Annotated in this window: 22 protein-coding genes, 1 tRNA gene, 2 rRNA genes and 2 pseudogenes (1 of these 27 only partly in view); 13 read left to right on the forward strand and 14 right to left on the reverse strand. The window is 56.3% G+C overall.

All coding sequences use genetic code 11. From position 1 onward, the window contains the following. From ABFT80_RS04425 to ABFT80_RS04435, 3 genes are all read left to right on the forward strand, one after another. Positions 1 to 1,978: ribosomal RNA gene (locus tag ABFT80_RS04425) — 23S ribosomal RNA — on the forward strand; it begins 827 nt to the left of the window's first position. 255 nt (positions 1,979 to 2,233) lie between these two features. Continuing rightward, positions 2,234 to 2,348: ribosomal RNA gene (rrf, locus tag ABFT80_RS04430) — 5S ribosomal RNA — on the forward strand. A gap of 164 nt (positions 2,349 to 2,512) precedes the next feature. Beyond that, positions 2,513 to 2,589 (forward strand) — tRNA-Met (locus ABFT80_RS04435). Between the two features lie 162 nt (positions 2,590 to 2,751). On the opposite strand, the gene ABFT80_RS04440 is transcribed toward ABFT80_RS04435, so the two are convergent. After that, entirely contained in the window at positions 2,752 to 3,483 is a 732-nt protein-coding gene (locus ABFT80_RS04440) for an HAD-IA family hydrolase (RefSeq protein WP_347970622.1), read from the reverse strand. A 138-nt stretch (positions 3,484 to 3,621) separates the two neighbouring features. Between ABFT80_RS04440 and ABFT80_RS04445 the strand changes: the two genes are divergently transcribed. Then, positions 3,622 to 4,682 (forward strand): IS630 family transposase gene (locus ABFT80_RS04445; protein WP_347970623.1). Its coding sequence is split into 2 segments (ribosomal slippage): positions 3,622 to 4,114 and positions 4,114 to 4,682, totalling 1,062 coding nucleotides; the frame shifts between segments, so codons are not numbered across the junction. 40 nt (positions 4,683 to 4,722) lie between these two features. On the opposite strand, the gene ABFT80_RS04450 is transcribed toward ABFT80_RS04445, so the two are convergent. The 7 genes and pseudogenes from ABFT80_RS04450 to ABFT80_RS04480 form a co-directional block, all read right to left on the reverse strand. Beyond that, entirely contained in the window at positions 4,723 to 5,973 is a 1,251-nt protein-coding gene (locus ABFT80_RS04450; RefSeq protein ID WP_347970624.1) for a pyridoxal phosphate-dependent aminotransferase, read from the reverse strand. 92 nt (positions 5,974 to 6,065) lie between these two features. Then, positions 6,066 to 6,296 (reverse strand): annotated as a pseudogene (locus tag ABFT80_RS04455) (nitrite/sulfite reductase); the annotation flags it as partial. Beyond that, complete coding sequence (locus ABFT80_RS28040) at positions 6,297 to 6,746, reverse strand: DUF2849 domain-containing protein (protein WP_455189867.1); 450 nt, start codon at positions 6,744 to 6,746, stop codon at positions 6,297 to 6,299. After that, positions 6,688 to 7,911 carry a 5-aminolevulinate synthase gene (hemA, locus tag ABFT80_RS04465; protein ID WP_347970625.1) on the reverse strand — a complete coding sequence of 408 codons (1,224 nt, stop codon included), beginning with the start codon at positions 7,909 to 7,911 and terminating at the stop codon, positions 6,688 to 6,690. The genes ABFT80_RS28040 and hemA overlap by 59 nt, the downstream gene beginning before the upstream one ends. A 301-nt stretch (positions 7,912 to 8,212) precedes the next feature. Beyond that, positions 8,213 to 9,118: a 4-hydroxy-tetrahydrodipicolinate synthase gene (dapA, locus tag ABFT80_RS04470; protein WP_347970626.1), complete on the reverse strand. Its 906-nt coding sequence runs from the start codon at positions 9,116 to 9,118 to the stop codon at positions 8,213 to 8,215. A 36-nt stretch (positions 9,119 to 9,154) separates the two neighbouring features. After that, complete coding sequence (gene cysE / locus ABFT80_RS04475; protein WP_347970627.1) at positions 9,155 to 9,991, reverse strand: serine O-acetyltransferase; 837 nt, start codon at positions 9,989 to 9,991, stop codon at positions 9,155 to 9,157. Between the two features lie 9 nt (positions 9,992 to 10,000). Further along, complete coding sequence (locus ABFT80_RS04480; RefSeq protein ID WP_347970628.1) at positions 10,001 to 10,690, reverse strand: 2-dehydro-3-deoxy-6-phosphogalactonate aldolase; 690 nt, start codon at positions 10,688 to 10,690, stop codon at positions 10,001 to 10,003. 324 nt (positions 10,691 to 11,014) lie between these two features. Here ABFT80_RS04480 and ABFT80_RS04485 point away from each other — a divergent pair, with 324 nt between their 5' ends. Continuing rightward, a complete protein-coding gene (locus ABFT80_RS04485; protein WP_347970858.1) occupies positions 11,015 to 11,248 on the forward strand; it encodes a hypothetical protein in 234 nt (77 codons plus the stop codon). Positions 11,249 to 11,461: 213 nt separating this feature from the next. On the opposite strand, the gene ABFT80_RS04490 is transcribed toward ABFT80_RS04485, so the two are convergent. Beyond that, positions 11,462 to 12,388 carry an IS110 family RNA-guided transposase gene (locus tag ABFT80_RS04490; RefSeq protein WP_347970629.1) on the reverse strand — a complete coding sequence of 309 codons (927 nt, stop codon included), beginning with the start codon at positions 12,386 to 12,388 and terminating at the stop codon, positions 11,462 to 11,464. A 197-nt stretch (positions 12,389 to 12,585) separates the two neighbouring features. Here ABFT80_RS04490 and ABFT80_RS04495 point away from each other — a divergent pair. Together ABFT80_RS04495 and ABFT80_RS28045 are read left to right on the forward strand one after the other, a co-directional pair. Next, a protein-coding gene (locus tag ABFT80_RS04495; RefSeq protein WP_347970630.1) for an IS3 family transposase occupies positions 12,586 to 13,763 on the forward strand; the annotation gives its coding sequence in 2 pieces (ribosomal slippage) (positions 12,586 to 12,841 and positions 12,841 to 13,763; 1,179 coding nt in all). A gap of 148 nt (positions 13,764 to 13,911) precedes the next feature. Further along, positions 13,912 to 14,418 (forward strand): annotated as a pseudogene (locus ABFT80_RS28045) (aminotransferase class I/II-fold pyridoxal phosphate-dependent enzyme); the annotation flags it as partial. A 301-nt stretch (positions 14,419 to 14,719) separates the two neighbouring features. On the opposite strand, the gene ABFT80_RS04500 reads toward ABFT80_RS28045, so the two are convergent. Continuing rightward, the gene (locus ABFT80_RS04500; RefSeq protein ID WP_347970631.1) at positions 14,720 to 15,625 is read right to left on the reverse strand and encodes a methylenetetrahydrofolate reductase; all 906 of its coding nucleotides are present in this window, start codon (positions 15,623 to 15,625) and stop codon (positions 14,720 to 14,722) included. Continuing rightward, a complete protein-coding gene (locus ABFT80_RS04505; RefSeq protein ID WP_347970632.1) occupies positions 15,612 to 16,052 on the reverse strand; it encodes a ferredoxin family protein in 441 nt (146 codons plus the stop codon). Before ABFT80_RS04505 ends, ABFT80_RS04500 begins: the two co-directional genes overlap by 14 nt. Positions 16,053 to 16,146: 94 nt before the next feature. Here ABFT80_RS04505 and ABFT80_RS04510 point away from each other — a divergent pair, with 94 nt between their 5' ends. From ABFT80_RS04510 to ABFT80_RS04530, 5 genes are read left to right on the forward strand one after another with little or no spacing between them, the layout of a single operon-like run. Continuing rightward, the gene (locus ABFT80_RS04510; protein WP_347970633.1) at positions 16,147 to 17,508 is read left to right on the forward strand and encodes an aminotransferase-like domain-containing protein; all 1,362 of its coding nucleotides are present in this window, start codon (positions 16,147 to 16,149) and stop codon (positions 17,506 to 17,508) included. A 16-nt stretch (positions 17,509 to 17,524) separates the two neighbouring features. Then, positions 17,525 to 18,523 carry a carbon-nitrogen hydrolase family protein gene (locus tag ABFT80_RS04515; RefSeq protein WP_347970634.1) on the forward strand — a complete coding sequence of 333 codons (999 nt, stop codon included), beginning with the start codon at positions 17,525 to 17,527 and terminating at the stop codon, positions 18,521 to 18,523. Then, entirely contained in the window at positions 18,511 to 19,926 is a 1,416-nt protein-coding gene (locus ABFT80_RS04520; RefSeq protein WP_347970635.1) for a cytochrome ubiquinol oxidase subunit I, read from the forward strand. The genes ABFT80_RS04515 and ABFT80_RS04520 overlap by 13 nt, the downstream gene beginning before the upstream one ends. Positions 19,927 to 19,940: 14 nt before the next feature. Then, entirely contained in the window at positions 19,941 to 20,948 is a 1,008-nt protein-coding gene (gene cydB / locus ABFT80_RS04525; protein ID WP_347970636.1) for a cytochrome d ubiquinol oxidase subunit II, read from the forward strand. Next, positions 20,948 to 21,091, forward strand: a complete 144-nt coding sequence (locus ABFT80_RS04530) for a DUF2474 domain-containing protein (RefSeq protein ID WP_347970637.1) — start codon at positions 20,948 to 20,950, stop codon at positions 21,089 to 21,091. Before cydB ends, ABFT80_RS04530 begins: the two co-directional genes overlap by 1 nt. Positions 21,092 to 21,864: 773 nt before the next feature. On the opposite strand, the gene tnpC is transcribed toward ABFT80_RS04530, so the two are convergent. The 3 genes from tnpC to ABFT80_RS04545 form a co-directional block, all read right to left on the reverse strand. After that, positions 21,865 to 23,505, reverse strand: a complete 1,641-nt coding sequence (gene tnpC / locus ABFT80_RS04535; protein ID WP_347970841.1) for an IS66 family transposase — start codon at positions 23,503 to 23,505, stop codon at positions 21,865 to 21,867. A 75-nt stretch (positions 23,506 to 23,580) separates the two neighbouring features. Then, positions 23,581 to 23,925, reverse strand: a complete 345-nt coding sequence (gene tnpB, locus ABFT80_RS04540; RefSeq protein WP_109462507.1) for an IS66 family insertion sequence element accessory protein TnpB — start codon at positions 23,923 to 23,925, stop codon at positions 23,581 to 23,583. Continuing rightward, entirely contained in the window at positions 23,922 to 24,323 is a 402-nt protein-coding gene (locus ABFT80_RS04545; RefSeq protein ID WP_288081970.1) for a transposase, read from the reverse strand. The genes tnpB and ABFT80_RS04545 overlap by 4 nt, the downstream gene beginning before the upstream one ends. Positions 24,324 to 24,892: 569 nt before the next feature. Here ABFT80_RS04545 and ABFT80_RS04550 point away from each other — a divergent pair. Then, positions 24,893 to 25,357, forward strand: a complete 465-nt coding sequence (locus tag ABFT80_RS04550; protein ID WP_347970842.1) for a nuclear transport factor 2 family protein — start codon at positions 24,893 to 24,895, stop codon at positions 25,355 to 25,357. Positions 25,358 to 25,661: the final 304 nt, after the last annotated feature.

Genomic DNA, 25,661 nt, shown 5'->3' on the forward strand with positions numbered 1-25,661 from the left:
GCCAATCAAACTCGGAAATAGCTGGTTCTCCGCGAAATCTATTTAGGTAGAGCGTCGACCGAATACCTCGGGGGGTAGAGCACTGGATGGGCTAGGGGTCCTCACCGGATTACCAAACCTAACCAAACTCCGAATACCCGAGAGTAATAGTCGGCAGACACACGGCGGGTGCTAACGTCCGTCGTGAAAAGGGAAACAACCCTGACCAACAGCTAAGGTCCCCAAGTTATGGCTAAGTGGGAAAGGATGTGAGGATCCCAAAACAACCAGGATGTTGGCTTAGAAGCAGCCATCATTTAAAGAAAGCGTAACAGCTCACTGGTCTAAATAAGGGTCTTTGCGCCGAAAATGTACCGGGGCTAAAGCCATACACCGAAGCTTTGGGTTTGCATGTTTACATGCAAGCGGTAGCGGAGCGTTCTGTAAGCTGACGAAGCCATACCCGTGAGGGGTGGTGGAGGTATCAGAAGTGCGAATGCTGACATGAGTAACGTAAGGGGAGTGAGAGACTCCCCCGCCGAAAGTCCAAGGGTTCCTGCTTAAAGCTAATCTGAGCAGGGTTAGCCGGCCCCTAAGTCGAGGCAGAAATGCGTAGACGATGGGAACCACGTTAATATTCGTGGGCCTGTGGGTAGTGACGGATCACGTGTGTTGTCAGGTCTTATTGGATTGATCTGGCAGCGAAGTGGTTCCAGGAAATAGCTCCCACTAATAGACCGTACCCGAAACCGACACTGGTGGACTGGTAGAGTATACCAAGGCGCTTGAGAGAACTATGCTGAAGGAACTCGGCAAATTGCACGCGTAACTTCGGAAGAAGCGTGACCCATATGTACGCAAGTATATGTGGGTGGCACAGACCAGGGGGTAGCGACTGTTTATCAAAAACACAGGGCTCTGCGAAGTCGCAAGACGACGTATAGGGTCTGACGCCTGCCCGGTGCTGGAAGGTTAAGAGGAGGGGTGCAAGCTCTGAATCGAAGCCCCAGTAAACGGCGGCCGTAACTATAACGGTCCTAAGGTAGCGAAATTCCTTGTCGGGTAAGTTCCGACCTGCACGAATGGCGTAACGACTTCCCCGCTGTCTCCAGCATAGACTCAGTGAAATTGAATTCCCCGTGAAGATGCGGGGTTCCTGCGGTTAGACGGAAAGACCCCGTGCACCTTTACTATAGCTTTACATTGGCATTCGTAGTGGCATGTGTAGGATAGGTGGTAGGCTTTGAAGCCAGGGCGCCAGCCTTGGTGGAGCCACCCTTGAAATACCACCCTTATCTCTATGGATGTCTAACCGCGGCCCGTTATCCGGGTCCGGGACAATGTATGGTGGGTAGTTTGACTGGGGCGGTCGCCTCCTAAAGAGTAACGGAGGCGCGCGATGGTGGGCTCAGACCGGTCGGAAATCGGTCGTCGAGTGCAATGGCATAAGCCCGCCTGACTGCGAGACTGACAAGTCGAGCAGAGACGAAAGTCGGTCATAGTGATCCGGTGGTCCCGCGTGGAAGGGCCATCGCTCAACGGATAAAAGGTACGCCGGGGATAACAGGCTGATGACCCCCAAGAGTCCATATCGACGGGGTTGTTTGGCACCTCGATGTCGACTCATCGCATCCTGGGGCTGGAGCAGGTCCCAAGGGTATGGCTGTTCGCCATTTAAAGCGGTACGTGAGTTGGGTTCAGAACGTCGTGAGACAGTTCGGTCCCTATCTGCCGTGGGTGTAGGAATATTGAAAGGATCTGTCCCTAGTACGAGAGGACCGGGATGGACGGATCTCTGGTGGACCTGTTGTGGCGCCAGCCGCATAGCAGGGTAGCTATATCCGGACGGGATAACCGCTGAAGGCATCTAAGCGGGAAACCCACCTTAAAACGAGTATTCCCTGAGAACCGTGGAAGACGACCACGTTGATAGGCCGGGTGTGGAAGTGCGGCAACGCATGAAGCTTACCGGTACTAATAGTTCGATCGGCTTGATCGTTCTCATTACTTATGTCCATCTAAAGCGCTCACGCATGAGCGGGCCTTCGGCCCTATGCTCCGCGAGGGCGCCGGACGACCGGCGACGCGCAGTCGCGCTTGCGGGCTTTGCCCGAAAGTAGCGATTAACGTCGTCAAGGCACAAACAAGACCAGCGAAAAGCTCATGAGCGGGCAGCAAACAGGATATCCCTATTCGCTACTCACTATTGGCTATTCGCTCAAAAAGCTTCTCGATAAAACATGCACTTTGCCGACCTGGTGGTTATGGCGGAGCGGCTGCACCCGATCCCATTCCGAACTCGGCCGTGAAACGCTCCAGCGCTGATGGTACTTCGTCTTAAGACGCGGGAGAGTAAGTCGCTGCCAGGTCTGCAAATTGCATGTGAAAATCTTCTCAACACAAAACAAAAGGCCCGCTCAATCGGGACCGCGGGCCGCGTAAGCGGCCCTTTGCTTTGGCAAAAACATCTGCTTTGGCAAAAAAAGGCGACACCGTCGCCCAATTCTAAAGCGGCATCGCCGCTTCTTGGTGACGCGGGGTGGAGCAGCCCGGTAGCTCGTCAGGCTCATAACCTGAAGGCCGCAGGTTCAAATCCTGCCCCCGCAACCAAATTTTAGCCCGCTAAGTCAATGACTTAGCGGGCTTTCTGCTGTCCTTAAAATGGTCCGAAATTCGGCGTAGGAATCATATCGGAATCAATAGGGCGGGTATTTTTGGTCCGGAATAGGACGGAATCGGCGGCAATTTGCGCCGACCTTTTTTCCCGCGACATCACTCGCTGGCTGGACCTTTGTCGCCAAGCACAAGGTCTACCAACGTCGAGAAGTCCGATATGACGGCTTGAACCCGAGGATCAAGCGCCGCCGGAGAGCCGCCGATCATATCGACGATGACAATCGGCAGACCAGCTGCTTCGGCAGTTGCGATGTCCACCCCGGTGTCGCCGACGAAAAGGGCCGATGACCTCGCGGTGCGTCTGACTGCTTCCAGCAAGGGTGCTGGATCCGGTTTGCGCGTCGATAATGTATCTCCGCAGATGACCGCGGCAAACACGTCCTCGAGTCCGAGCCTTTCCAGGAAAGGGATAGTGAGCTTCTCAAGCTTGTTTGTGCACAGTGCCAGCGCCACACCGGATGACAGGAGAGCTTGCAGCGCATTTGTCACACCTGGCCAAGCGCGGCTATGGTCTGCAAGGTGGTTTTCATAGTGGTTTATGAACACTGGGAAGTGGAGGTCGAAAATGTCTTCCGAGCAGCGTCCCGACGCCGCCAGTGCCCTGCGAACCAGCTCGTGAACACCGTCACCCACGAATGGCCGGACCTGGTCGACGGTCAGAGCGTTTCGCCTCATCTGCTGAAGCATGTCGTTTATCGAGGCGGCAAGATCAGGAGCTGTATCAGCAAGCGTTCCATCCAGGTCAAAGACGACCGTTCGATAGCGAGGTGCGCGGGCTGATTGGCCAGATGCTCTATGATCTGCATTATGCCTGTTCAAGATATTCACTCCGTCAGGAAACGCGCGGCGGCCTGGAATACTGCAGCTCGCCTCTGACTTATACCAGTCGTCATTGAGTATGACTCTGATGGGGGGATTCCCATCAGCCGACGAATCTGAATCTCTGGTGCAAACGGGAGGTTTGCGATGGGTTCAGCGCTTTCATTACGGTCGGACTTCGACGGAGCCAGGTTGCGGCTTCTGGCTCGGCAGACACGCGATGCCGATCAGGCGCGGCGGCTTCTGGCACTCGCATCGATCTATGATGGCGGCTCACGCGCCGATGCCGCCCGGCTTGGCAGTGTGACGGTTCAGATCGTGCGCGACTGGGTTGTGCGCTTCAATGAACGCGGTCCCGACGGCCTGATCAACGGCAAGGCCCCGGGCAAGCCTTCTCTCCTGAACGATGAACAGCGAACGGCTTTGGCGCAAGCCATAGAGCGCGGACCGACCCCGTATCTGGATGGCGTCGTTCGCTGGCGTCTGTGTGATCTTGCACAGTGGATTTGGGAAGACTTCCGTATCTCGGTGAGCGAGGAGACCCTGGGCCGCGAGGTGCGTGCCATGGGCTATCGCAAGCTCTCGGCTCGCCCAAGACATCATGCGCAGGATGCCGGGGCGGCCGGGGCATTTAAAAAAACTTCCCCGCCGCTGTGGCAGAAATCGCTGCAGGTCCCGCCAAGGGCAAAGTGATCGAGGTCTGGTTTCAGGACGAGGCTCGTATCGGGCAGAAGAACAAGATCACCCGCCGCTGGGCCAAGCGGGGATCAAGGCCATCCGCGCCCCATGACCAGCGAACGCGCTCGGCCTACATCTTCGGCGCGATCTGCCCCAAGCAGGGCAAGGCGGCGGCTCTCGTCATGCCGTGGTGCGACACCCATGCCATGAACCAGCACCTGATCGAGATATCCCGCAATGTCGACGACAACGCACACGCCGTCCTCATCATGGATCAGGCGGGATGGCACATGTCCAACAATCTCATCGTCCCAGAAAACATCACCATCCTGCCACTGCCGCCCAAATCGCCCGAGTTGAACCCCGTCGAAAATATCTGGCAGTTCATGCGGGATAACTGGCTTTCAAACCGTGTCTTCAAGTCATACGAGGATATCGTCGATCATTGCTGCTACGCCTGGCGAACACTGCAGGACCGACCGTGGAAGATCATGTCGATCGGAAGGCGTGAATGGGCACAAGGGTTCTAATCAATGACGGTTGGTATTAGTTCGGTTGCGTTAAGGTTGGCTACGGTGAACATGCATCGCGTATGGCAGCAAGCAGGAGGTCATTTTCTTGCTGCGTTCCGATGGAAATCCGAAGCTTCCGAGTCAGGCGGTCTTCATTGAACCAGCGGACATAGATATTCCGTGCCTGTAGTTCATTGAGAAGGCTCGCGCCGTTGGGCCAACGTGATTGCGTGGGAAGAGAGGCGAGGAGGAAGTTCGTTTGCGGCTCGATCACATCAAATCCGAGCAGCCCAAGATCGTGCCGAACCCGACCACGCTCTTGTCGGACATGGACCCAACTGATTCTCGCATAACTTTGATCCAGAAGCGCGGCGACCCCAAGATGTTGCGCGATCGCGTCGACGTTATACGAATCTTTAGTTCTCTCGACCATTGGCGCAATGAGACCATTGCTGCCGATCCCGTAGGCGAGGCGTAATCCTGCGAGTGCATATCCCTTGCTCAATGTTCGCAGCAAAAGAACATTGGGATGTTTGATGGTGAGTGCGATGGTGTCTTGCTGGAGAGAAGGGTCGACGAAATCGATGTAGGCCTCATCGATCAACAACACGCCGCGGAAGGCGGATGCTAGTCGTTTGATATCCGAAAGAGAGAACAGAGTCCCTGACGGTGCGTGGGGATTTGTTAGCAGCGAGAGTTGTGCTCCATCTGCATTCCATCGTTCCGCTGTCGCGTCAGAGATTTTCCAGTCTTGCGTCAAGGGGACAGCGCTCAACTCGGCCTGATGGATTTCGGCCAGAACCGAATAGACTCCGTAACTTGGCGTAATGATGCCGATCGGGCGACCTGGGTCGACGAACGTGGTGAGTGCCAAGCGCAAAAGCTCGTCTCCACCGTTTGTCGCGATGATCTGGTTTGAGGTTACGCCGTGAAGTTTGGCGGCCACTTCCCTGAACTGACGCGACAAGGGATCTGGATAGCGTTGGAGTGAGCGTGCTGTGATTTCCGCCAGAGCAGCCATGACCGTGGGGCTTGGAGGAAATGGGTTTTCATTAGTGTTTAGTTTGATAGACGTTTCGTCGGGCTGTGCGCCCGGAATGTATCCGCTAGTCGCCGCAGATGCATGCGCTCCATTGGTAATCCCTTTGCTGGAACCATACTGTCGCCCTCGGTGTACGAGGCGGTGTCGGGCTGCCGATTGAGTAGCTGTTACGCATGTCCATTGAGAGCGACCTGAAGGAGACGACGTTCCTTCGTCCAGTCCTGTGGCATGGTTTGAGATCGGACTGAGCCCGGTCGCCCTACGCACGACGGTTCCTCCGTCTCGTGTCCTCCGGGGCTGTCTGGAGTTCCGGCGAATGTCTTCCGACCCAAGATAGCGGCTTGCAGCCTCATCGTCATACCCGAGGTTAAATATCGCGCGACATAGGCGAGCTGGCGCATCTGCGAGGCGCTCAAGACACCATAAGGCAGCGCGACGCGCAGCATGTATCCATGGAGTTGGAGATATAGGCCGTTCATCAGCCGCAATGGCTTGAACTCCTCTTCGCTCAACTCCCCGGAAAGGCGCCGCCGTACTTGACCGCGAAATTGCTCTGCTCTGTCACGGAGAAACTGGCGGTCATATTCGTCCTAACGATGGATGCCGGCGAAGGGTGATGTCGAACTCGGTAGAGGGCGGTTCTGGCAGCGGAGGCGCCGCCCAACGCTCGTTGGGTGGAGTTCCGGTGAGGTCGGGGCGCACGCTTGGCCCGACGCCGCGCAACTTTTCTCGGCGAGCCTGGGGACGGGGGTGTTACCTATAATATTGACCGCGATGCCGCGAATGTCGACGGCAAGGTTGGAGTCTCGCTCCTGCAGGCGTTCAAGGGAAACAGGCAGAATTTCGTCATCGAGAACCAGAGCGGTATCGAGACGATCGCTCCATTGATCGGTGTGGTCGAGCCAGACGACGGCACCGTCGGTCAGGCGATTGGCTGTAATGACGCTTTGAGACATAGAATTCTCCTGGACAATGGTGCCGTCAGGCGGCTTGCCTAACGGCGGCCCAGCCCAGATCGCTCCCGACTGCGACGAGAGCATCGACCAGCGCTCGCATGTGAGCCTCGATGTGGAAAGGTGTCGGGGTAATACGTAGCCGTTCCTGCCCGCGCGCGACGGTGGGATAGTTGATCGGCTGCACGTAGATGCCATGCTCGGTGAGCAGGCGCTCACTGATGCGTTTGCAAAGATGTGCCTCGCCGACAATGACCGGCAGGATGTGGCTCGGTGTATCTAGTACCGGCAAGTTGGCATCCCTCAGCATGGCCTTCAGCAGCGTAGCATTGGCGGCTTGCCGTGCCCGTTCTTCTGGATGCGCCCTTACGTGCTGAATAGCCGCAAGCGCGCCGGCGGCGAGATGCGGACAGAGCGATGTCGTGAAGATGAAACTGTCGGCCATGCTGCGGATGACATCGATCAACATTGTCGGTCCGGTGACATAGCCCCCCATGACACCGAACGCTTTGGCAAGAGTTCCCTCGATGATGGTCAGGCGATCTGCAAGTCCGTCGCGTTCTGCAACACCTCCGCCGCCCTGCCCATAGAGGCCGACGGCATGAACTTCATCAAGGTAAGTCAACGCACCGTGTTTCTCCGCGACATCGCATATATCGGCGATCGGGGCTATATCGCCGTCCATACTGTAGACGCTCTCGAACGCGACGATTTTCGGGCGCGCGGGATCGATCTCGCTCATGAGTTCGTCGAGATGTGTGACGTCGTTATGCCGGAAGATAAACCTCTCCGCGCCGGATCTCCGGATGCCTTCGATCATTGAGTTGTGGTTCTGAGCATCGGAGAAAATCGCGCAGTTGGGCAGGACACGGCCAAGCGTGCCGAGGGCCGCAAGGTTGGAAATCCAGCCTGACGTGAAGATCAGCGCCGCATCTTTGCCGTGAAGGTCTGCCAGTTCGGTCTCCAGCGCGACATGCTGGCGATTGGTACCGGATATATTACGCGTTCCGCCCGTACCTGCGCCTGAAAGATCGATAGCTTTGTGCATTGCGGCGAGTACATCCGGATGCTGGCCCATGCCGAGGTAGTCGTTGCTGCACCAGACCGTGACGCGTTGTTTCTCTCCGTCTGGACGATGCCAGAGGGCGGTCGGGAACTCGCCTGATATCCGTTCGAGCTCCGCGAAGGTTCTGTAGCGGCCGTCGAGCTTCATCTCGGCCAGCAAATCTTCGAAGGTCTTGTCGTAATTCATGTCCGTACCCTTGGATCGTATGCGCGCTCTCTCCCCATCCAACTGGGTCTCGCCATACACTGTTTGCAGTTTATGTATGTTATTATGCCATACAATACAAGAATTATGTAGGTCCATGGCTTGCGCCGAGGTGTCGCAAGCATAGTTGCGACGCCTTTCCTCGTTTCGGGCACGGGCCTTGCCGAAGGCTAATCCGTCTGCGCCAAGGGCAAGCCCATCCCTGATTTCGATTGGTTTGACGACGTCAATCCAATGGCTGCATCTCTGGGTACGAGGGACCTTTGGCGTCCCATGGCAGTTCTCAAGCCGACGCTCGTTGAAGCGCTGCATCAATCATTTCGTGAAAGATCGGGTTCAGCGGTGTAAGCGGCGAACGGTAATGTGCTTCCAGCAGGCCAAGGCGTTCGAGCGCCCACTTGACCGGAATCGGGTTGGACTCCACGAACATTGCTTGATGCAGGGGAGCAATCCGCCTGCTGATCTCTCGAACTTCCTCGACGTTGCCCGATCGGGCAACAGCGCACAGTCGACTCATGATTTGTGGGATTACATTGGCCGTGACGGAGATGTTGCCTCTTGCCCCCATCAACATGAGCGCTGCGGCTGTCGGGTCATCACCACTGTAGACAGCGAAGTCCTCAGGCAGATCCCGCATGAGCATGACGCCGCGACCAATATCACCGGTCGCGTCCTTGATGCCGACAATGTTCGGAATGTCCGCAAGGCGCAGAACGGTTTCATTCGTCATGTCTGCGATCGTCCGGCCCGGCACATTATAGAGGATGAGTGGAATCTCTACAGTCTCGACGATCGTGCGGAAGTGCTGGAAAATACCTTCCTGCGTTGGCTTGTTGTAATAAGGAACCACGGACAGGGCGGCTATTGCCCCGGCTTCACGAGCATCGCTCGTGAGCTCGATCGCCTCACTGGTCGAATTTGCACCTGTCCCGGCGATGATCGGTATGCGACCGGAAGCGTGATCGACGGCGGCGGCGATGATGTCGCGATGTTCTGTCATCGAGACTGTCGCGCTTTCACCGGTCGATCCCATGACGACAAGGGCATCGGTGCCAGAAGCGATGTGCCAGTCGATCAAACGGCGATAGGTGGCCCAGTCGATGGCTCCGTCCGCGAGCATGGGAGTCACCAGAGCGGGGATGCTGCCATTGGGTAGCGTGCTTCTGGTCGTCGGGGTGGTGTCGGACATCTGATCCATGTTTGTGACCTTGGGTTTTCGTTTGCGCTAAAGGCCGACGTCAAAGAGGGGCTGCTCCTCGTCGAAGACCTGATCCATGGTGCGGGAGGGTTCAAAAGAGCGATTCTGGCTAAGCACGCGGGCTGGAACGCCAGCGACAGTCGAGCCGGGTGCAACGGGTTTTAGGACGACTGATCCAGCGCCGATGCGTGCGTTGGCGCCGATCTCGATGTTTCCGAGAATAGCTGCTCCAGCTCCGATCAGGACGCCAGATCTGATTTTCGGATGACGGTCTCCGGTCTGTTTGCCAGTGCCACCGAGCGTGACATTTTGAAGAATCGACACGTCGTCGTCGATGGTGCTGGTTTCGCCTATTACGATACCGGTCGCATGATCGAAGAATATTCCGACGCCCAGATGTGCTGCCGGATGGATGTCCACCTGGAACAGCCGTGAGGCGCATCCCTGTAAATATAAGGCGAACTCCCGGCGGCCTGTCTTCCATAAGGTGTTTGCGAACCGGTGGGTTTGGAGCGCCAGAAAGCCCTTGGCGTGGAGAATGACGTGCAGCGCCTTGCTGGTGGCGGGATCACGATCAAGGACGGCTGCGAGATCGAAGCTCGCGGCTGCCAGAATAGGTGGGCTCTCGACCAGCAAGGCGTGCAAAGTTGCCTGGAGCGATGACCCTGGCTGTGGTGGCGTCAGGAGACTCGCGATCCGCTTGACTATTGCGGCGGGTAGATCGTCCGACTGCGAGATGCAGTCAGCGATAACGGGCTCAAGAAAAGCTTCCTCGTTTGAGACCTGGTCAGCTTCGGACAGGATGCGCGACCAGAGTTGGCGCTCCGTAAAGTCGACGTTGATGAGGTTGCTCGTGGTGTGCATAGCGTCCCCTTATGGGCTTTCAGCGCTCTGGGGGGATGCCAACTCCCGCCAGGCTTGAACGAAAGCCGTGGCGCTGGCTGCGATTTCGTCGAGAGAGCGGCCCGGTCGATAAAGATTGCCACCGATACCGAATCCGCTTGCTCCGGCATCTCGCCAGGAGCGCATGGATTCGGGTGTGATTCCGCCTGTTGGCAGAAGTGGGATGTCGGCAGCAAAGACTGCGCGCCAAGCTCTGAGGACGGTGGGAGAGATCGCTTCGGCCGGGAAGATTTTCAATCCGTCGGCGCCGGCCTGGAGAGCTGCAAAGCCTTCGGTTGGCGTGGCAACGCCGGGGAAGCAGGCCATCTGTTGAGCATGAGCGGCGGTGACAACGGCGAGATCGGCGTGAGGCATGACTACGAGGCGTCCGCCGGCATCGCGAACTTGGGTAACGGCGGAAGGTGACATCACCGTCCCTGCCCCGATGAGGGCGTCCGCTCCGAATCGCCTCGCCAGCCGCTCAATGCTGTTTAGCGGATCAGGGGAGTTCAGCGGCACTTCGATCAGGCGGAAGCCCGCCGCAATGAGTACCTCCGTAACGGCCTCGGCCTCTTCCGGCGCAATCCATCGCAGAACCGCCACGAGGGGGCAGTGTGCAAGAGAGGCTTTGAGCGTCAGCGCGGAATTTTGGTCTGAGGACTGTGTAGGTCGACTATGCATTGTATGGCTCCTTTGGTTGAGGCCATACATTTCTCCGCAGAATTTCGCCCAAAATCACCCTTTGTTCGCGTGCACATTGCGCGTTTCGTCGCAAGTTAGCTTTGCTCGCAGATCTGATCTGATTGGGTTTGGATTATGCCTGTATGATGAGTGTATGGCGTTTGCCCATACTTATATTGCAATCGTGTCTTTGTCTAGGTGCGTCGGCAGCAGGAGCGGGTTTGGGAATGGATAATGCGGTAACTCAGGCGGGGCGGCAGGACGCCATTGCATTGCGCGCTTCCGGTTGAGTTGGTTGCGACAGCGGCACGGGCGAACGGGCTGTTGACCGTACTGGCCGGAGATAATGTTCTGCGCCTGTTGTCGCCATTAACCCTGACGGATTCAGAGATCGATGAAGGATTGGCGAGGCTGGAAAAGGTCAGCCCGTCACTCAAGCTTGGCGGGTCAGCACCTGCGCGTGAGGTTGGTGAGCATGTTTTAAACATTATCGCCGCCGCCGCCGGATCCCATCCTTGCGCTTGGGAACGCCGTGCGTTCCGACATGCGTCCTCTTAAACTCGATTGGGGGATCGGCGTTTTTCGTGACGAGAATGGCCACACGCCGATCATGGCAGCAGTAACAGAGGCGGAAAGGCGCCTTCTGGCCGAGCGCGATACGAAGACTTATGTAGGTGCCAAAGGGGATGCTCGGTTCGTCGAGCGAATCGGCGCGCTGCTAGTTGGGAAGTCGAATGGACTTCCCCTTCAAAAGTGGAGTATCCGTTTTAATCAAGCAGTTTTATCGGACCACATTCGTTCCTGTTTAAGCAGGGCGTTCGCGATTATAATAAGCTTTCGCATGATTGCGGTTATGGCCACTTTTGCAGGTTTTCCAAATTCTCTTAAAGCGGTGTACTTTTGCTTTAAATCCGGATTGAAGCGCAGAGCAACTACGGCTGGCATGTACATGGCGCATCGCAATGTCCTTCGCCCACCTTTTATGTATGCGTTGCCTTTCCATGTTCCGGACTGCCTGGTAAGCGGAGCCAAACCTGCGAGAGATGCGGCTTCTTTCGAATCCAAACTTCCGAGTTCGGGCATTTCAATCAACATTGTGATTGCGGTGATTGCGCCAATACCTGGAATGCTTCTGAGAATTTGATAGCGCCTGTTCAATTGATCATCACTTTCAATCAACTCGATCAGTGCGCCATCCAACTCGGCTAGCTGCTTCTCAATGAAACGAAGGCGAGCTTTTAGTTGACGTCTCACCAAAGCTTGCTGAGCTATTTGCAATCGGTTAGCCGTAGCTGTGCGATCCTTGATGAGCCCTAATCGAGACATCGATAGCTCTTTAAGCACATGTAATAGTTCGACTTTTACTGTGGTTTCTTTTAAATCAAGTGCGGCCTCCATCTTGGCGAGCATGGCCGCGTCTATTTTGTCAGTTTTTGCCATGAACCCTGCGGCTTCAGCGAAGCGGCGGGCTTGCCTTGGGTTAACTTTGACGAATGCTATTCCGGTCTCAGCAAGGGTTTTCTCAAGAACTCTATGGTAGGAGCCGGTCGCTTCAAAAATTACTTTGGTATGATCGAGCCAACGCAACAAGGCGCAGCATCCCCGGGGATTATTGGGAAATTGCTTATGCTCTTTTGTAGTTGTCTTATAAGCATCCAAAAAGGCTTTAGAAACGTCAATTCCGATAACGTCACGCATAATCTTTTCCGCTTCCTATTCTTGTCATACGGTCACAAAGACCAAGTATCCGTTCAGGACAGTTGAAAAGATAAGGGTGACCACACTCCACTTCGGTTCTTTAAACCAGGCCTTCTTCGATCCAACCCTTATCGCCACTGGCATGTTATTATAGCCTCGGCAAAAATTCATAAGACAAGGGCTTCTGTTAAATAAAAGTGACAGGAGAGTTAGAATTGAAGCAGCGAGAATTTACAGAAGAGTTCAAACGCGAAGCCGTTCGTATTTTAACGACGAGCGGTCGAAGCATTTCATCGGTTGCCGACGACCTTGGCATTGGCAAGTCAACACTTGACCGTTGGCGGCGTAATATTTCTGAGAAAGATTTGCTTTCTGGTCCGCATGAGGACATGAACCAGGAGCTTGCCCGTCTTCGAAAAGAAAATGAGCTTCTACGACAGGAACGAGATTTATTAAAAAAAGCGACGGCCTTCTTCGCGCGGGAGACAAGTCGATGAAGTTTGCGTTCATCGACACGGAGAAGGCCCATATGTCTCTGTCACGGCTATGTGCTTTCGCAGGTGTCAGCATCAGCGGCTATTATGCATGGAAGCATCGTTTGCCCAGTCGTCGTCAGCTTGATGACATGATTATCTTGGCCCACATTCGTAACCAGTTTGCGCTGTCGCGTGAAACTTATGGAAGTCCTCGCATGCATGTCGAACTGAATGAAGAAGGCATTCGGGCAGGTCGTCACCGCACGGCGCGACTGATGCGCGAAAACAGTCTTAAAGCCCGGCAGAAAACGCGCTTCAAACGCACGACCGACAGCAATCATGGCGAGGCTGTCGCTCCCAATCTTCTGGATCAGGACTTTACCTGTGATGGACCGGATCAGAAATGGGGTGTCGATATCAGTTACATATGGACCACCGAAGGCTGGCTATATCTGGCAATCGTTGTCGATCTCTATTCTCGTCGCATCATCGGTTGGGAAGCGCGTGACCGGATGAAAAAGGATCTGGCTATCTGTGCTTTGAATAAGGCTATTGCAATCCGGCAACCAAAGCCGGGGTTGATCCAGCACTCGGACAGGGGAAGTCAATATGCCAGTTATGAGTATCGCAAAATCCTCAGAGCTCACAAAATGCTTCCATCCATGAGCGGAAAAGGAAATTGTTACGATAATTCGATGGTGGAAACCGTCTTCAAGACGATCAAGTCGGAACTGATATGGAGAACTGTGTTCCAGACACGCAAGGATGCGATCAAAGCCATTGGCGAATATATTGACGGATTCTATAATCCCATCAGAAGACATTCTGCCCTCGGGTATAAATCGCCGGTGCAGTTCGAGACGGCGAACCGTAAATTAATGACAGAACCTCTCCACTAAATAAGGGCAAGTCCAGAATTCAGATAAGTTCGCTGGAATTCAGGCGACCGGCGGGACGGGCGCGCTCCGAATTCTTGCCGGCTTGATCGCTCGCGCAAGACCTGAAGCCACAATCTGGCTACCAGACCCTTCCTGAGCCAATCACCAGACAATTTTCGCAGATGCCGGGCTTAGGATCAATTCATACGCTTACTATGACCGTGCGCGATCCGGGATTAAGGTAGATGAAATGATGGCGGCCCTGAGCTGCTTTCCTGCTGGCGATGTGGACCTGTTGCATGGCTCCTGCCACAATCTATGTGGAGCCGATCTGTCACCTGACATATGGAACGGAATTGCACATCTCCTGACAGGGCGGGGTATCGTCCCGCTTATTGACCTTGCATATCAACGTTTTGGGCGTGGGCTTGACGAGGATGCCGAGGGCGTTCGCGCACTCGTGTCGCAAGTGCCGGAAATGCTTGTGGCGTTCTCTTGCTCAAAGAATTTCGGGCTCTACTCGGAGCGAACCGGATGGGCCCTTGTGATGACTGGGAATGCCAACATAGCTGCAAAGGCGGTAGAGCACATGGCGCTTGTCGCTCGTCCTCTCTATCGATGCCACCTGATCATGGCAGCGCAATCGTTCGTACCATACTCGAAGATCCGCTTTTGATGGCATCGTGGCGGAAGAGCTGGAGTGGGTGAGGCGGTCTATCGTGTCGAAGCGACGCCTGCTTTCGGAAGCGTTTCGGGAGGAAAGGGGTACGCAAAAGTTTGATTATCTGGGGCACGGGTCAGGTGTGTTTTCGCTCATGCGGCTCTCGCGAGAGGAAATAATTCAGCTACGCGAGGCGAGGGGGATATATGCGGTCGAAGACGAGCGCATCAATATAGCTGAACTTCCGTCGGCCAGAATAGCGGACTTCGTGGCCGCCGTTGCTCACGTGAGCGCGACACGAGTCTGAACTATAACGCTATTCCGCCTTATTCGTCTTCGCAAGTGCGGGATAGCGGTCCGCCAATCGACCGTTTATCCAATGTGTGCCTTCATCAATGCCGCCAAATGGATAGAGGTGGTAGAGGACTGGTCCAAGATTCCGGCCAGTCAACCCGGCGCTGATTCGATCCCAATAGCGGTCAGGACCAACCGATTGGAGGACGTTGACCAGAGACAGGCCGTACCGGCGCGCTATTCCGGCCGACGTGACCACACCAAACTGCCTGGCATATCTCAACAGCTTTCCTGCTTTTGCGGGACCGGGTATCCCGATGCGTACCGGCGCAGTGATACCCTCATCTCGCAATCGCTCTATCCACTTTACAATGGCATCGGCGTCAAATCCGAACTGGGTGGTAATCTCAATTGTGCATCCTGAACCCACGAGAAATTCATACTTCCATTTCAGGGACTGCCATAGCGTTTCGGTGTCAATCTTGGGGTGCCCCTCCGGGTATCCAACGATGCCAACGTGGCGAATTGCATGCCTTTGAAGAACATTGCTTTGCAGCAGGGCTATCGAGTCTTTGAAGGGGCCGGATGGCGTCGCTGGATCGCCACCGACCAGAATAAACCGCGACGGTGCGGCCTCGCTTATGAGAGCGCTTAGAAGACTATCCCGGTCCTGTTCTGAACGCAGTCGTCGTGATGAGATGATTGGGACCGGCTCGAATCCGCAAGATCGTATGACCTTTGCGGCATTAATGCGTTGGGCGTGGTCCTCGTTTCCTAGGAAGGCGATGTTGATTGGAGTGCCCCATGGGATCGAGGTGCGAGCAGCATTGATTTGCGCGATATCCTTTCCAGTTATCTCAAGCGTGTAGAGGCCGCCTTTCGGCGAGATTGCGGGTTGGGCCGTCCTGTTTGAGCTAGATGTTTCCATCGCCTGGGCTTTCTGAAAGGAAGTGATTCAACTTGTCTGGTTGCCCAATAAATGCGGCTGCGTCGCTCGGAGGCGACTTTGAGATCGAAATATTGGGCCGGTTGGCAGAAAAGCGAGCGTTGAGCTTCAGCCATTGGGCCGCGTCTGGCGCGCTATCAGGAGGAAGAGCTTCTGCCGGGCATTCTGGTTCGAGAATCCTACAATCAGCGGATTTGCGCGGATGGATTACCAGAATGTTCTCCCCGTCATAGAAGCAGTCGACGGCCCATACATTTGCAAAGTCCATTTTTTTGCAGGATATGCAAATTCCGGTGACGGCGTTCGCCATGCCTAGCCCCCCCTGACAGGTCTCCTGATCGGCTTTGCGGTTTGTTGGGACTGCTTCGAGCAGTGTGGTCGGCGCATCTTCCTGAGAACTGTGCGCCACCTATTCTCCGCTTCCCTCACTGGTCCATACATGCTATGTAAACTGTATGTCAATAAGCCATACAGTTTGAGAGGGCAAGATGTGGAAGCCACGAATGATCGAAAATGCGAGAATGAAGTATCTCGGTATCGTCGAGGCGTTGGAAGCCGATATCCGCTCCGGAAGGGTTGCGAGAGGCGATCGCCTTCCCGCGCAGCGGGCGATCGCCGAGGCGCTCAACGTCGATCTGACTACAGTCACGCGGGCTTTTAACGAGGCCCGTCGTCGCGGGCTTGTCGAGGCGCAAGCGGGTCGCGGAACATTTATCAGCGAGACGCTCGATGGTGCAGCCGCTGGTCAGGCGCATCCTCTGATCGACCTGAGCATGAACATTCCCTCGCAGCCATCTGATGTCGATTTCAGGAAGATATTTCCGAACGGCATCGCCGGTGTCCTCGGAAGCGCCCGAGGTTTACTCAGTCTTCACTATCAGGAAAGCACGGGATCTGAACCTGACAGGCAGGCGGCTGCAAGCTGGCTTGGCCCCCGGATCGAGGGCGTGACCTCTGATCGCGTGGTCATTACGGGTGGCGCGCAGAGTGCGCTGTTTGCGGTGTGTGAATTTCTGCTCAATCGCGGTGATGTGGTCGCTGCTGGTGCCATGACCTATCCGGGCCTCAAGGCGGTCGCCATTCAAAAAGGGGTGGCGATCGAGCCCTTGGCGATGGACGAGAAGGGCATCATTCCCGAAGCTTTCGAAAAGGTGTGCCGTGAGCGAAGCCCCAAAGCGCTCTATGTCATTCCAACGATCGACAACCCTACGACCGCAAGCTTGCCGGAAGATCGGCGGAGGGCACTGGCGACCATTGCGGTCAAAAATGGCGTAGCGATCATTGAGGATGACCCTTATGCGCCGTTGAGACCTGAGCGCGTGGTTTCGCTGGCTGAATTGGCGCCTGACAGCACCTGGCATATCGCCACTTTGTCCAAATGTGCGAGTCCGGCTCTGCGCGTTGCCTATGTCGTTGCGCCAAGCGGTACGAAAGCACTGCGTCTGGCCGGTGTGTTGCGCGCTACGATTCTCATGGCGCCTCCTTTGATGTCGGCTTTGGTGAGCCGCTGGATTGTCGAGGGGGCTTTGGACGAAATTACCCGTTCAATTCGTGAAGAAAACGCAGAACGTCAAAAGCTTGCGGCGTCCATTCTTGGTGATCTGGGGTACGCGGCAGATCCGTGGGGACATCATCTCTGGCTGCGGTTGCCGGAGCATTGGCGTGCAGCGGATTTCGCTGAGCATGCAGACCGGGCGGGTGTCTCGATTGTGCCGGCTTCCGCTTTTGCAACTGTTGCCCATCCTATCGAAGCTGTCCGCATTTCGCTGGGTGTGGCACCCGATCGTGAAGATCTTGAAGATGGCCTTACACAACTCGCCGGTCTCATCACGCAGCCCTCGCTCAGCACACGTGCGGTAGTTTAACTATAGGAAATTCGTCATGTCCCTTGTTAAAGCAGCGGTGATTCAAGCTGCACCAATCCTTTTTGATACCCCCCGGACCATCGACAAGCTGTGTGAATTGACACGCGACGCCGCCGGAAAAGGCGCAGATCTCGTCGTTTTTCCCGAAGCGTTTGTCGGCGGATATCCCAAGGGGTTGGATTTTGGTGCGCGGCTCGGACTGCGTAGTGCGGAAGGCAGGGAGGACTTTCGACGTTATTTCGAAAGCGCCATTGATGTTCCCGGATCTGAGGCATCGCGGATCGGAGAGATCGCGAGGGACAACGGCGTCCATATGGTGGTGGGCGTTATCGAGCGCGATGGGGGTACGCTCTATTGCTCGACCCTGACCTACGCCCCTTCAGGCCAGCTCCTCTACAAGCACCGCAAGCTGATGCCTACCGCGCTGGAGCGCCTGGTATGGGGTTTCGGTGACGGCTCCACGATTGGTGTGGTCGATACGTCGATTGGTAGGATTGGCAGCGTGATCTGCTGGGAGAACTACATGCCGCTGTTACGGGCGGCGATGTATGCTCAAGGTGTTGAACTCTATTGCGCTCCCACCGTCGATGACCGCGATGCCTGGCTTCCCACAATGCGAACGATTGCAGTGGAGGGGCGCTGCTTTGTCGTCTCCGCCTGTCAGTATCTCACGCGCGGCGATGGCCCCGCTGACTACGCGCCTATTCAAGGTGATGATCCCGGCACTGTTCTGATCCGCGGCGGCTCGTGCATCGTTGATCCGCTTGGCAATGTTCTCGTTGAGCCCGATTTTGCTGGTGAGACTATCAAGGTTGCGGAAATCGATCGTCGAATGATCGTGCGCGGAAAGTATGATCTCGACGTCGTAGGGCATTATGCTCGACCGGATGTTTTCCAGCTTGCGGTTGATACGCGCCCGAAATCAGCAGTCACGTTTTCGGCTCGAACAGGGGCTCTTGCGATCGAGGAGGATCAACCCGCCCAGCCACAGGAGGCTGTAAAATGTTCGGATTGACCGCGCTTGAACTTGCTCGCATCCAGTTCGGCTTCACCATCTCGTTCCACATTATCTTTCCTGCCATAACAATTGGTCTGGCAAGCTATCTTGCTGTGCTCGAGGGGTTGTGGCTCTGGAAAAAGAACACGGTCTATCGCGACCTCTATCACTTCTGGTCGCATATTTTTGCCGTCAACTTCGCCATGGGTGTCGTGTCCGGGTTGGTTATGGCTTACCAGTTCGGCACGAACTGGAGCTATTTCTCGGCATTTGCGGGTTCGATCACGGGGCCGCTTCTTGCCTATGAAGTGTTGACCGCATTCTTTCTTGAGGCTGGTTTCCTCGGCGTGATGCTATTCGGCTGGAATAAAGTCGGGCCGGGTCTTCATTTCTTCTCGACCATTATGGTTGCGATCGGCACGTTGATTTCTGCGACTTGGATTCTTGCCTCCAATAGCTGGATGCAGACGCCGCAAGGGTTTGAAATCGTCAACAACGTCGTCGTGCCTGTCGACTGGATGAAGGTCATTTTCAATCCCTCCTTCCCATACCGACTCGCTCACATGACGGTCGCTGCTTTTCTTGCCACGGCACTTTTCGTGGGTGCGTCGGGCGCGTGGCATCTGTTGCGCGGTCGTCAGGATGCTAGCGTCCGGAAGATGTTTTCCATGGCTATGTGGATGGTGTTGATCGTTACCCCGGCGCAGATCTTTGTCGGCGACTTGCACGGATTGAACACGCTCGAGCACCAACCGGCCAAGGTTGCGGCAATGGAAGGCCATTGGCGCAATGAACCGGGTGCCGGCGTACCGCTCATTTTGTTCGGCTGGCCGGACATGGAGGCCGAAGAGACCCGCTATAAGGTCGCGATCCCAAGGCTCGGCGGGCTGATTCTGACCCATAGCCTTGACGGCCAGTATCAGGGATTGAGCGAATTCGCGCCCGAAGATCGCCCGAACTCGACAGTTGTGTTCTGGTCTTTCCGTATCATGGTCGGGCTGGGCGTGCTCATGCTTGTGCTAGGCGCCTGGAGCCTCTGGCTGCGTTGGCGCAGGGGATTGTACGAACAAACTTGGTTTCTGCGCCTCGCGATATGGATGGGGCCGTCCGGTCTCATCGCGATCCTGGCCGGGTGGTACACGACTGAGATCGGTCGCCAGCCCTGGCTTGTTTACGGAGTGATGCGCACGGCTGATGGGGTCTCGAACCACTCGGCACTGGCACTGTCAGTCACCTTGGTGGCCTTCATGGTCATGTATTTCGCAGTTTTTGGCACAGGCGTTAGCTACATGCTGAAGCTGGTCGCCAAGGGGCCTGCCAAGAGTGAAGACGAGCACCCGCCACATGATCCGGGCCAGTCTCTACGACCGTCGCGACCGTTGTCGGCCGCGCCCGATAACATCGACCCAGCGATCGGTTGAAGAGGAGAAAGAACATGGGAATCGATCTTCCTCTTATCTGGGCAATCATCATCGGCTTCGGTCTCATGATGTATGTCATCATGGATGGCTTCGATCTTGGGATCGGCATCTTGTTTCCCTTCGTCCGCGACCGCGAATACCGCGACACCATGGTCAACAGTGTCGCGCCGGTCTGGGATGGAAACGAGACTTGGCTGGTGCTTGGCGGAGCCGCTTTGCTCGCCGCTTTCCCATTGGCCTATGCCGTCATCCTGAGCGCGCTCTATTTTCCGCTGCTTCTCATGTTGGCGGGGTTGATTTGGCGCGGGGTCGCATTCGAGTTCCGCTTCAAGGCGGATGAGGGGCACAAGGCGTTTTGGGATAAAGCCTTCATGTGGGGTTCCTACATTGCCACCTTTTCCCAAGGGCTTGCGCTCGGTGCGTTTATCAACGGCTTCGAAGTTCGGGATGGGGCGTATGTGGGCGGCATGTTTGATTGGTTGACGCCGTTCAGCCTGTTTACGGGCTTCGGTATGTTGATCGCATATGCGTTGCTCGGAGCGACATGGTTGGTGATGAAAACCGAAGGCGATCTCCAGCGGCGTATGCGTCAGCTGGGCCGACCGATTACGATTGCGGTGCTCCTTACAATCGCAATCGTCAGCCTCTGGACGCCTTATGCAAACCCTGACATCGCGGGGCGCTGGTTCGCGCTCCCCAACCTGTTCTTCTTTGCACCCGTGCCCATACTGGTTGGTTTGGCTACATGGGTGCTCCTCAAGACGCTTGCGGGCGAAAGTCATGCCGCACCTTTTATACTGTCGCTGTCGCTCTTGTTCCTTGGATATTCAGGGTTGGCGATCAGCTTGTGGCCAAACATAGTCCCGCCGGGAATTTCGATCTGGGCTGCTGCGTCGCCGCCTCAGAGCCTGGGCTTCGCGCTCGTCGGAGCGCTGTTCATCATCCCATTCATTCTCGCCTATACCGCATGGTCTTACTACGTATTCAGAGGCAAGGTGACAGTGGGGGAGGGGTATCACTAATGTCCGATGCTCCGCACGATCAAAGGCTATGGTTGCGACGTGTTGGCTGGCTGGCTTTGATCTGGGCCGGCAGCGTTGCGGCGTTGGCAATTGTGGCGGTTTTATTTCGGCTCCTGATGAACATGGCGGGAATGACGGTCTGACTGCCTGAGCGCTAGGACAAATCCTTTATTAGTGCGGCCAATTCTAGCAGCCGAAGGAACAATGATGTGGAGCCGCTCATCGTAATGTGGTGGCGATCCCGAGGGAATGATCATGAAGAATAACGCCGCCACGCCGGAGCAGTCGGTATCGGTAGTTGCGTGCCCCCTCAACTAAAGCGCAGCCCGCTAAGTCAATGATTTAGCGGGATTTTTGCTGTTTGAAGGATTTGGTAGAAACGGGAGCAGAATCATATCGGAATCAAAAGGTCGGGTAATTCTGGCTTGGAAAACGCAAGGGCGGCGGTGAATTTCGCATGCCCATAAAAAAACGCGACACCGCTATACTCTGCCGCTAAGGAGAAATATCGACAAAAATTTGAGGCATGGATAATTCGGGAGTGACGGTCCATCGCTACCCTGTTTGTCTGTGAGCTGATCCAGAGTAACGCCTTGTGCTTCTCGGCAGAGAAATCGAGAGTCGCACAGACGCGGAACGGTAGCAGCTCGTGCTCACCACCATAGATGGGATGAAAGGCTTCGCCACGCCGACTTCTCGTGCTTTGGCGAACCTGCCTGGCATCCGCCCGGAATCCAGGTATGGGTCTCCGCATGGGTTTGGTCGTTTGCCCATGGTGGGACACTCGCCTCCGAGACCTGTCGGCGGTGTTAGCCGCGCCCCTCGAGAAGTGTGAATGTCCGATCCGAGCAGCAACGCCGACGTCACAACAGGGGGCTGCGAAGTACTCGAAGTTGCCGCAGTCGATTGTAAGTGGTCAGCCGATGGCGTCGGACCTGAAGTTCCAGGGCATGAGGGCTTCGATGTCAGACGCGGGCCAGCCTTGAGCGATGCGGGTCAAGGTTTGGCAGAGCCAGGCGAGCGGATCGACGCTGTTCATTTTGCAGGTCTGAAGGAGAGTGGCCAATGTCGCCCAGGTGCGTCCACCACCTTCGCTGCCGGCGAATAGACTATTTTTTCTCGTGATTGTTTGAGGCCTGATCGCGCGTTCGACGATATTGGAGTCGATTTCGACACGGCCGTCCGCCAGGAACTGCTCCAGCGCGTCCCGCCGGGAGAGCGCATAGCGGATCGCATCGGCGGTCTTGGATTTCCCGGAGATTTTGCGCAGCTCTCTCTCCCACAGATCGAAGAGGCCGGTGACAATGACTGCGGACTTTTGCTGTCGCAGCGTCGCTCTGGTATCGGCGTCCCTGCCGCGAACCTCATCCTCGACCTTCCATAGCGCGCTCACGGCGACGACCGTATCCGTCGCGGCCTGCGAGACCCCGGTGATGTGCAGGTCGTAAAACTTGCGCCTCAGATGCGCCCAGCAGCCTGCGAGCTGGATCGTCTCGTTGTTGCCGCCTTTGGCCCGCGTCTTGGCCAGGCTGGTGTAGGCCGTGTATCCATCGACTTGCAGGATGCCATTGAAGCCAACGAGATGCCGCGCCACGCACTGCGCACCTCGGCTGTCTTCGAAGCGATAGGCGACCATCGGCGGGCTGGTTCCGCCATAGGGCTGATCATCGCGTGCGTAAGCCCAAAGCCAGGCTTTCATGGTCTTGCCCGAACCGGGCGCAAGGGTGGGTAACGTCGTTTCGTCGGCAAAGACCCTCTCGCCTTCCTTGACCCGCTCCAGGATGTAGTTGGCGCATATCTGAAGCTCGAAGCCCAGATGCCCCATCCATTGCGCCATCAAGTTCCGGCTAATCTCGACGCCATCGCGCAGATAGATCGCTTCCTGCCGGTAAAGCGGAAGGCCGTCGCCGTATTTGGAGACCGCAATATAGGCCAGCAGCCGCTCCGTCGGCAGGCCGCCTTCGATGATGCGCGCCGGTGCCAGAGCCTGGATCACGCCGTCACGCCCCCGGAAAGCGTATTTGGGGCGGCGCGTCACGATGACCCGGAACTTCGGCGGCACGACATCCAGCCGTTCGGAGCGGTCCTCGCCGATCAGCACCTTTTCCAGACCCTCGCATTCAGCAGGGATTTCCGGTTCGATGATCTCCTCAATGCGTTCGAGGTGAACGGCAAAGCCCTTGCGCGGACGCGGCGCACGCTTCGGCTTGTCCCCGGCAGCGCGATCAAGCTCGGACTGGATCGCCGAAAGACCCGTCTCGACCTCCTCGAAGGCAAAGGACACCTGCTCGTCATTGACGGCCAGGTGCAATCGCTCGGACCGCGTGCCATTCTGCGTGCGCTGCAGGACCTTCATGATCGTCGTGAGGTTAGCGATCCGCTCGTTGGCCGCCGCCTCGACCGCCTGCAACCGGATAACCTCTGCCTCGGAGGCGACGAGCCGAGCTTCTGTAACCGCTATCCGCGCCTCGTTTGCCGCCTGCTCGCGCGCCATCGCCAGGACCATCGCCTTCAGCGCATCGACGTCATCTGGCAATTCGGAAACAGGCAAAACCATGGGAGGAATAGAGCACAAAAGCGGCCGTTTTCCCAAGCGTTCCCGCCACATGATTCATCTTGCCGCAGGCCGGTATCAGCCCGTCAGCAGCGGTCGCCGGACCTTGGCTGGACGGATCTTTTTCCAATCCATTCCCGCCAGAAGCGCCATCAGTTGCGAATGGTCGAGACGCACCCGCGCCGCCGATATGCCCGGCCAGCAGAAGCTGCTCTCTTCCAGGGTTTTTGAATAGAGGCAGACCCCGCTGCCGTCCCACCAGACAATGCGGACACGGTCCGCCCGTTTCGACCGGAAGACGTAAAGCGCGCCATTGAACGGGTCGAGGCCGCCATCCCGCACCAACGCCATCAACGATGCGGCTCCCTTGCGGAAGTCGACCGGTTGGCAAGACACGTAAACCACAACGCCGGAAGCGATCATGCCTTGCGCACCGCGCCGATAATGCCCGCCAACTGATCCGGATCGATATCGCCGCGTACCCGGATGACGATATCGCCAACCACAATCTCCACCGTCGCGCCGCCGCTCACCTCAAAGCGCGTGAACTTCGCCGGCTCGCTTTCCATCATGGTTCGACCGCCCAATGGCACCGTCAATGGCGCCATCGTCCCCATGGAAAGCGCCTTCCTGCGCCACGCATAAAGTTGCGACACGTCCAGTTCATAGGCGCGCGCAACCTCCGCAACCGTCCCTCCGGGCGAAAAAGCTTCCGCCACAAGCCGCGCTTTCTCGTCATCAGACCAATGCCGCGGCGAACGTCGCGACGGCGTTGCCGTCAAAACTTCGAATGTCCGGACCTGATTCACCTTGTCGCTCATATGACTCTCCGCATGATTCATGCAGAAAATGAGCTTCCGCGAACAAACGCGCTACGTGGGATCGCCTACACGCTTACAGTCGATTTGCGTCTTCAAAGGGTCAAAATAGCCTCGCGGCCCATTCAGCCGCGAGATCGCTGATCTCGAAGGTGTGGCTTGAGCCAGATATGGAGGGCTTCCCGGATCTGCGTAGTGACGGCATGGCTCAACGAGCCAGGATCGGGATGTGCGACAATGATGAGTGCGTGCATGTCTGTCATATGCCGCAGTGTCTGGCGAGATCACGGCGGCGCAGGCGAAGGACGAACTGGGCGAAATCATCCTCACGATCATCGCACGGTGCCCCCAAGCCTCCGCAAGCGCTCTCTAGAGCAAGTCCTCGACGAGGATCAGTCCTTCCAACGCTTGGCGGCATTCACATGTAAGGCCCCATTGCCGATCGCGGGGACAACCCCCGATCATCGGGAAGTCATCAAGTCGTTTCATACCCGCTTCGTTGAATAGGACGAACTGTCCAATTTCAGGGAATTTATAGCTGAATTACGCTCGGAGGAAGAAGGAGTATTATGATGACACGACCGCCTCTTCCTCCCTTTTCTGAATCTACCGCAATTGAGAAAGTCCGCCTCGCTGAGGATGGATGGAACACGCGCGATCCACACAAAGTCTCGATGGCCTATACAGTAGATTGTGTTTGGCGCAATCGGGCAGAATTTCTAGCCGGCCGCGATGCAATCATAGAGTTTCTGACGAGGAAATGGGCGCGCGAACTCGACTACCGTCTCATCAAGGAACTATGGTGCTTCCGAGATAATCGCATCGCGGTGAGGTTTGCTTACGAATGGCGAGATGACAGCGGTAGCTGGTTTAGGTCTTACGGTAATGAGAATTGGGAATTCGACGAGAAGGGCCTGATGCGCCGCCGGATCGCGAGCATCAACGACAGCCCTATCCGCGAGTCTGAGCGTCAATTTCATTGGCCGCTTGGTCGACGGCCCGATGCTCACCCTGGATTGAGTGAATTCTCATTTTAACATTGATTACCGGGTGAGGGGCGGATGTTGTGTAGCGTGAGCAGGATCGTCTAGATGATCCGGCACGGTGTGGTGTACAGCCCAGTGATACGTCGGGGTGGGACAAGGACCGGACAAGACGCCCACATCCGGTTCATGCACTGGGCGCTCTGTGCAGTTTGACTACATTTCCCTCGTGGTGCCGACAGCAAGCCCCCGTGTTGTCAGCGACACAAGCCCCGCGTCATTTTCACAATGGACGCGCCATGACAGACCCTACTCATTCTCTCTTCGTACTGATTCGCAGCACTCGGGGTCTTCTGGA

This window comes from Foliimonas ilicis (assembly GCF_039939195.1).
Lineage (GTDB): Bacteria > Pseudomonadota > Alphaproteobacteria > Rhizobiales > Rhizobiaceae > Foliimonas > Foliimonas ilicis.

Coding starts and splice junctions, on each gene's coding strand:
- ABFT80_RS28040 (WP_455189867.1), bottom strand. CDS start 6,746: ATGCTCTCGTCGCAGTCGGGAGCGATCTGGGCTGGGCCGCCGTTAGGC.
- hemA (WP_347970625.1), bottom strand. CDS start 7,911: ATGAATTACGACAAGACCTTCGAAGATTTGCTGGCCGAGATGAAGCTC.
- dapA (WP_347970626.1), bottom strand. CDS start 9,118: ATGTCCGACACCACCCCGACGACCAGAAGCACGCTACCCAATGGCAGC.
- cysE (WP_347970627.1), bottom strand. CDS start 9,991: ATGCACACCACGAGCAACCTCATCAACGTCGACTTTACGGAGCGCCAA.
- ABFT80_RS04480 (WP_347970628.1), bottom strand. CDS start 10,690: ATGCATAGTCGACCTACACAGTCCTCAGACCAAAATTCCGCGCTGACG.
- ABFT80_RS04490 (WP_347970629.1), bottom strand. CDS start 12,388: ATGCGTGACGTTATCGGAATTGACGTTTCTAAAGCCTTTTTGGATGCT.
- ABFT80_RS04500 (WP_347970631.1), bottom strand. CDS start 15,625: ATGGAAACATCTAGCTCAAACAGGACGGCCCAACCCGCAATCTCGCCG.
- ABFT80_RS04510 (WP_347970633.1), top strand. CDS start 16,147: ATGATCGAAAATGCGAGAATGAAGTATCTCGGTATCGTCGAGGCGTTG.
- ABFT80_RS04515 (WP_347970634.1), top strand. CDS start 17,525: ATGTCCCTTGTTAAAGCAGCGGTGATTCAAGCTGCACCAATCCTTTTT.
- ABFT80_RS04520 (WP_347970635.1), top strand. CDS start 18,511: ATGTTCGGATTGACCGCGCTTGAACTTGCTCGCATCCAGTTCGGCTTC.
- cydB (WP_347970636.1), top strand. CDS start 19,941: ATGGGAATCGATCTTCCTCTTATCTGGGCAATCATCATCGGCTTCGGT.
- ABFT80_RS04530 (WP_347970637.1), top strand. CDS start 20,948: ATGTCCGATGCTCCGCACGATCAAAGGCTATGGTTGCGACGTGTTGGC.
- tnpC (WP_347970841.1), bottom strand. CDS start 23,505: ATGGTTTTGCCTGTTTCCGAATTGCCAGATGACGTCGATGCGCTGAAG.
- tnpB (WP_109462507.1), bottom strand. CDS start 23,925: ATGATCGCTTCCGGCGTTGTGGTTTACGTGTCTTGCCAACCGGTCGAC.
- ABFT80_RS04545 (WP_288081970.1), bottom strand. CDS start 24,323: ATGAGCGACAAGGTGAATCAGGTCCGGACATTCGAAGTTTTGACGGCA.
- ABFT80_RS04550 (WP_347970842.1), top strand. CDS start 24,893: ATGACACGACCGCCTCTTCCTCCCTTTTCTGAATCTACCGCAATTGAG.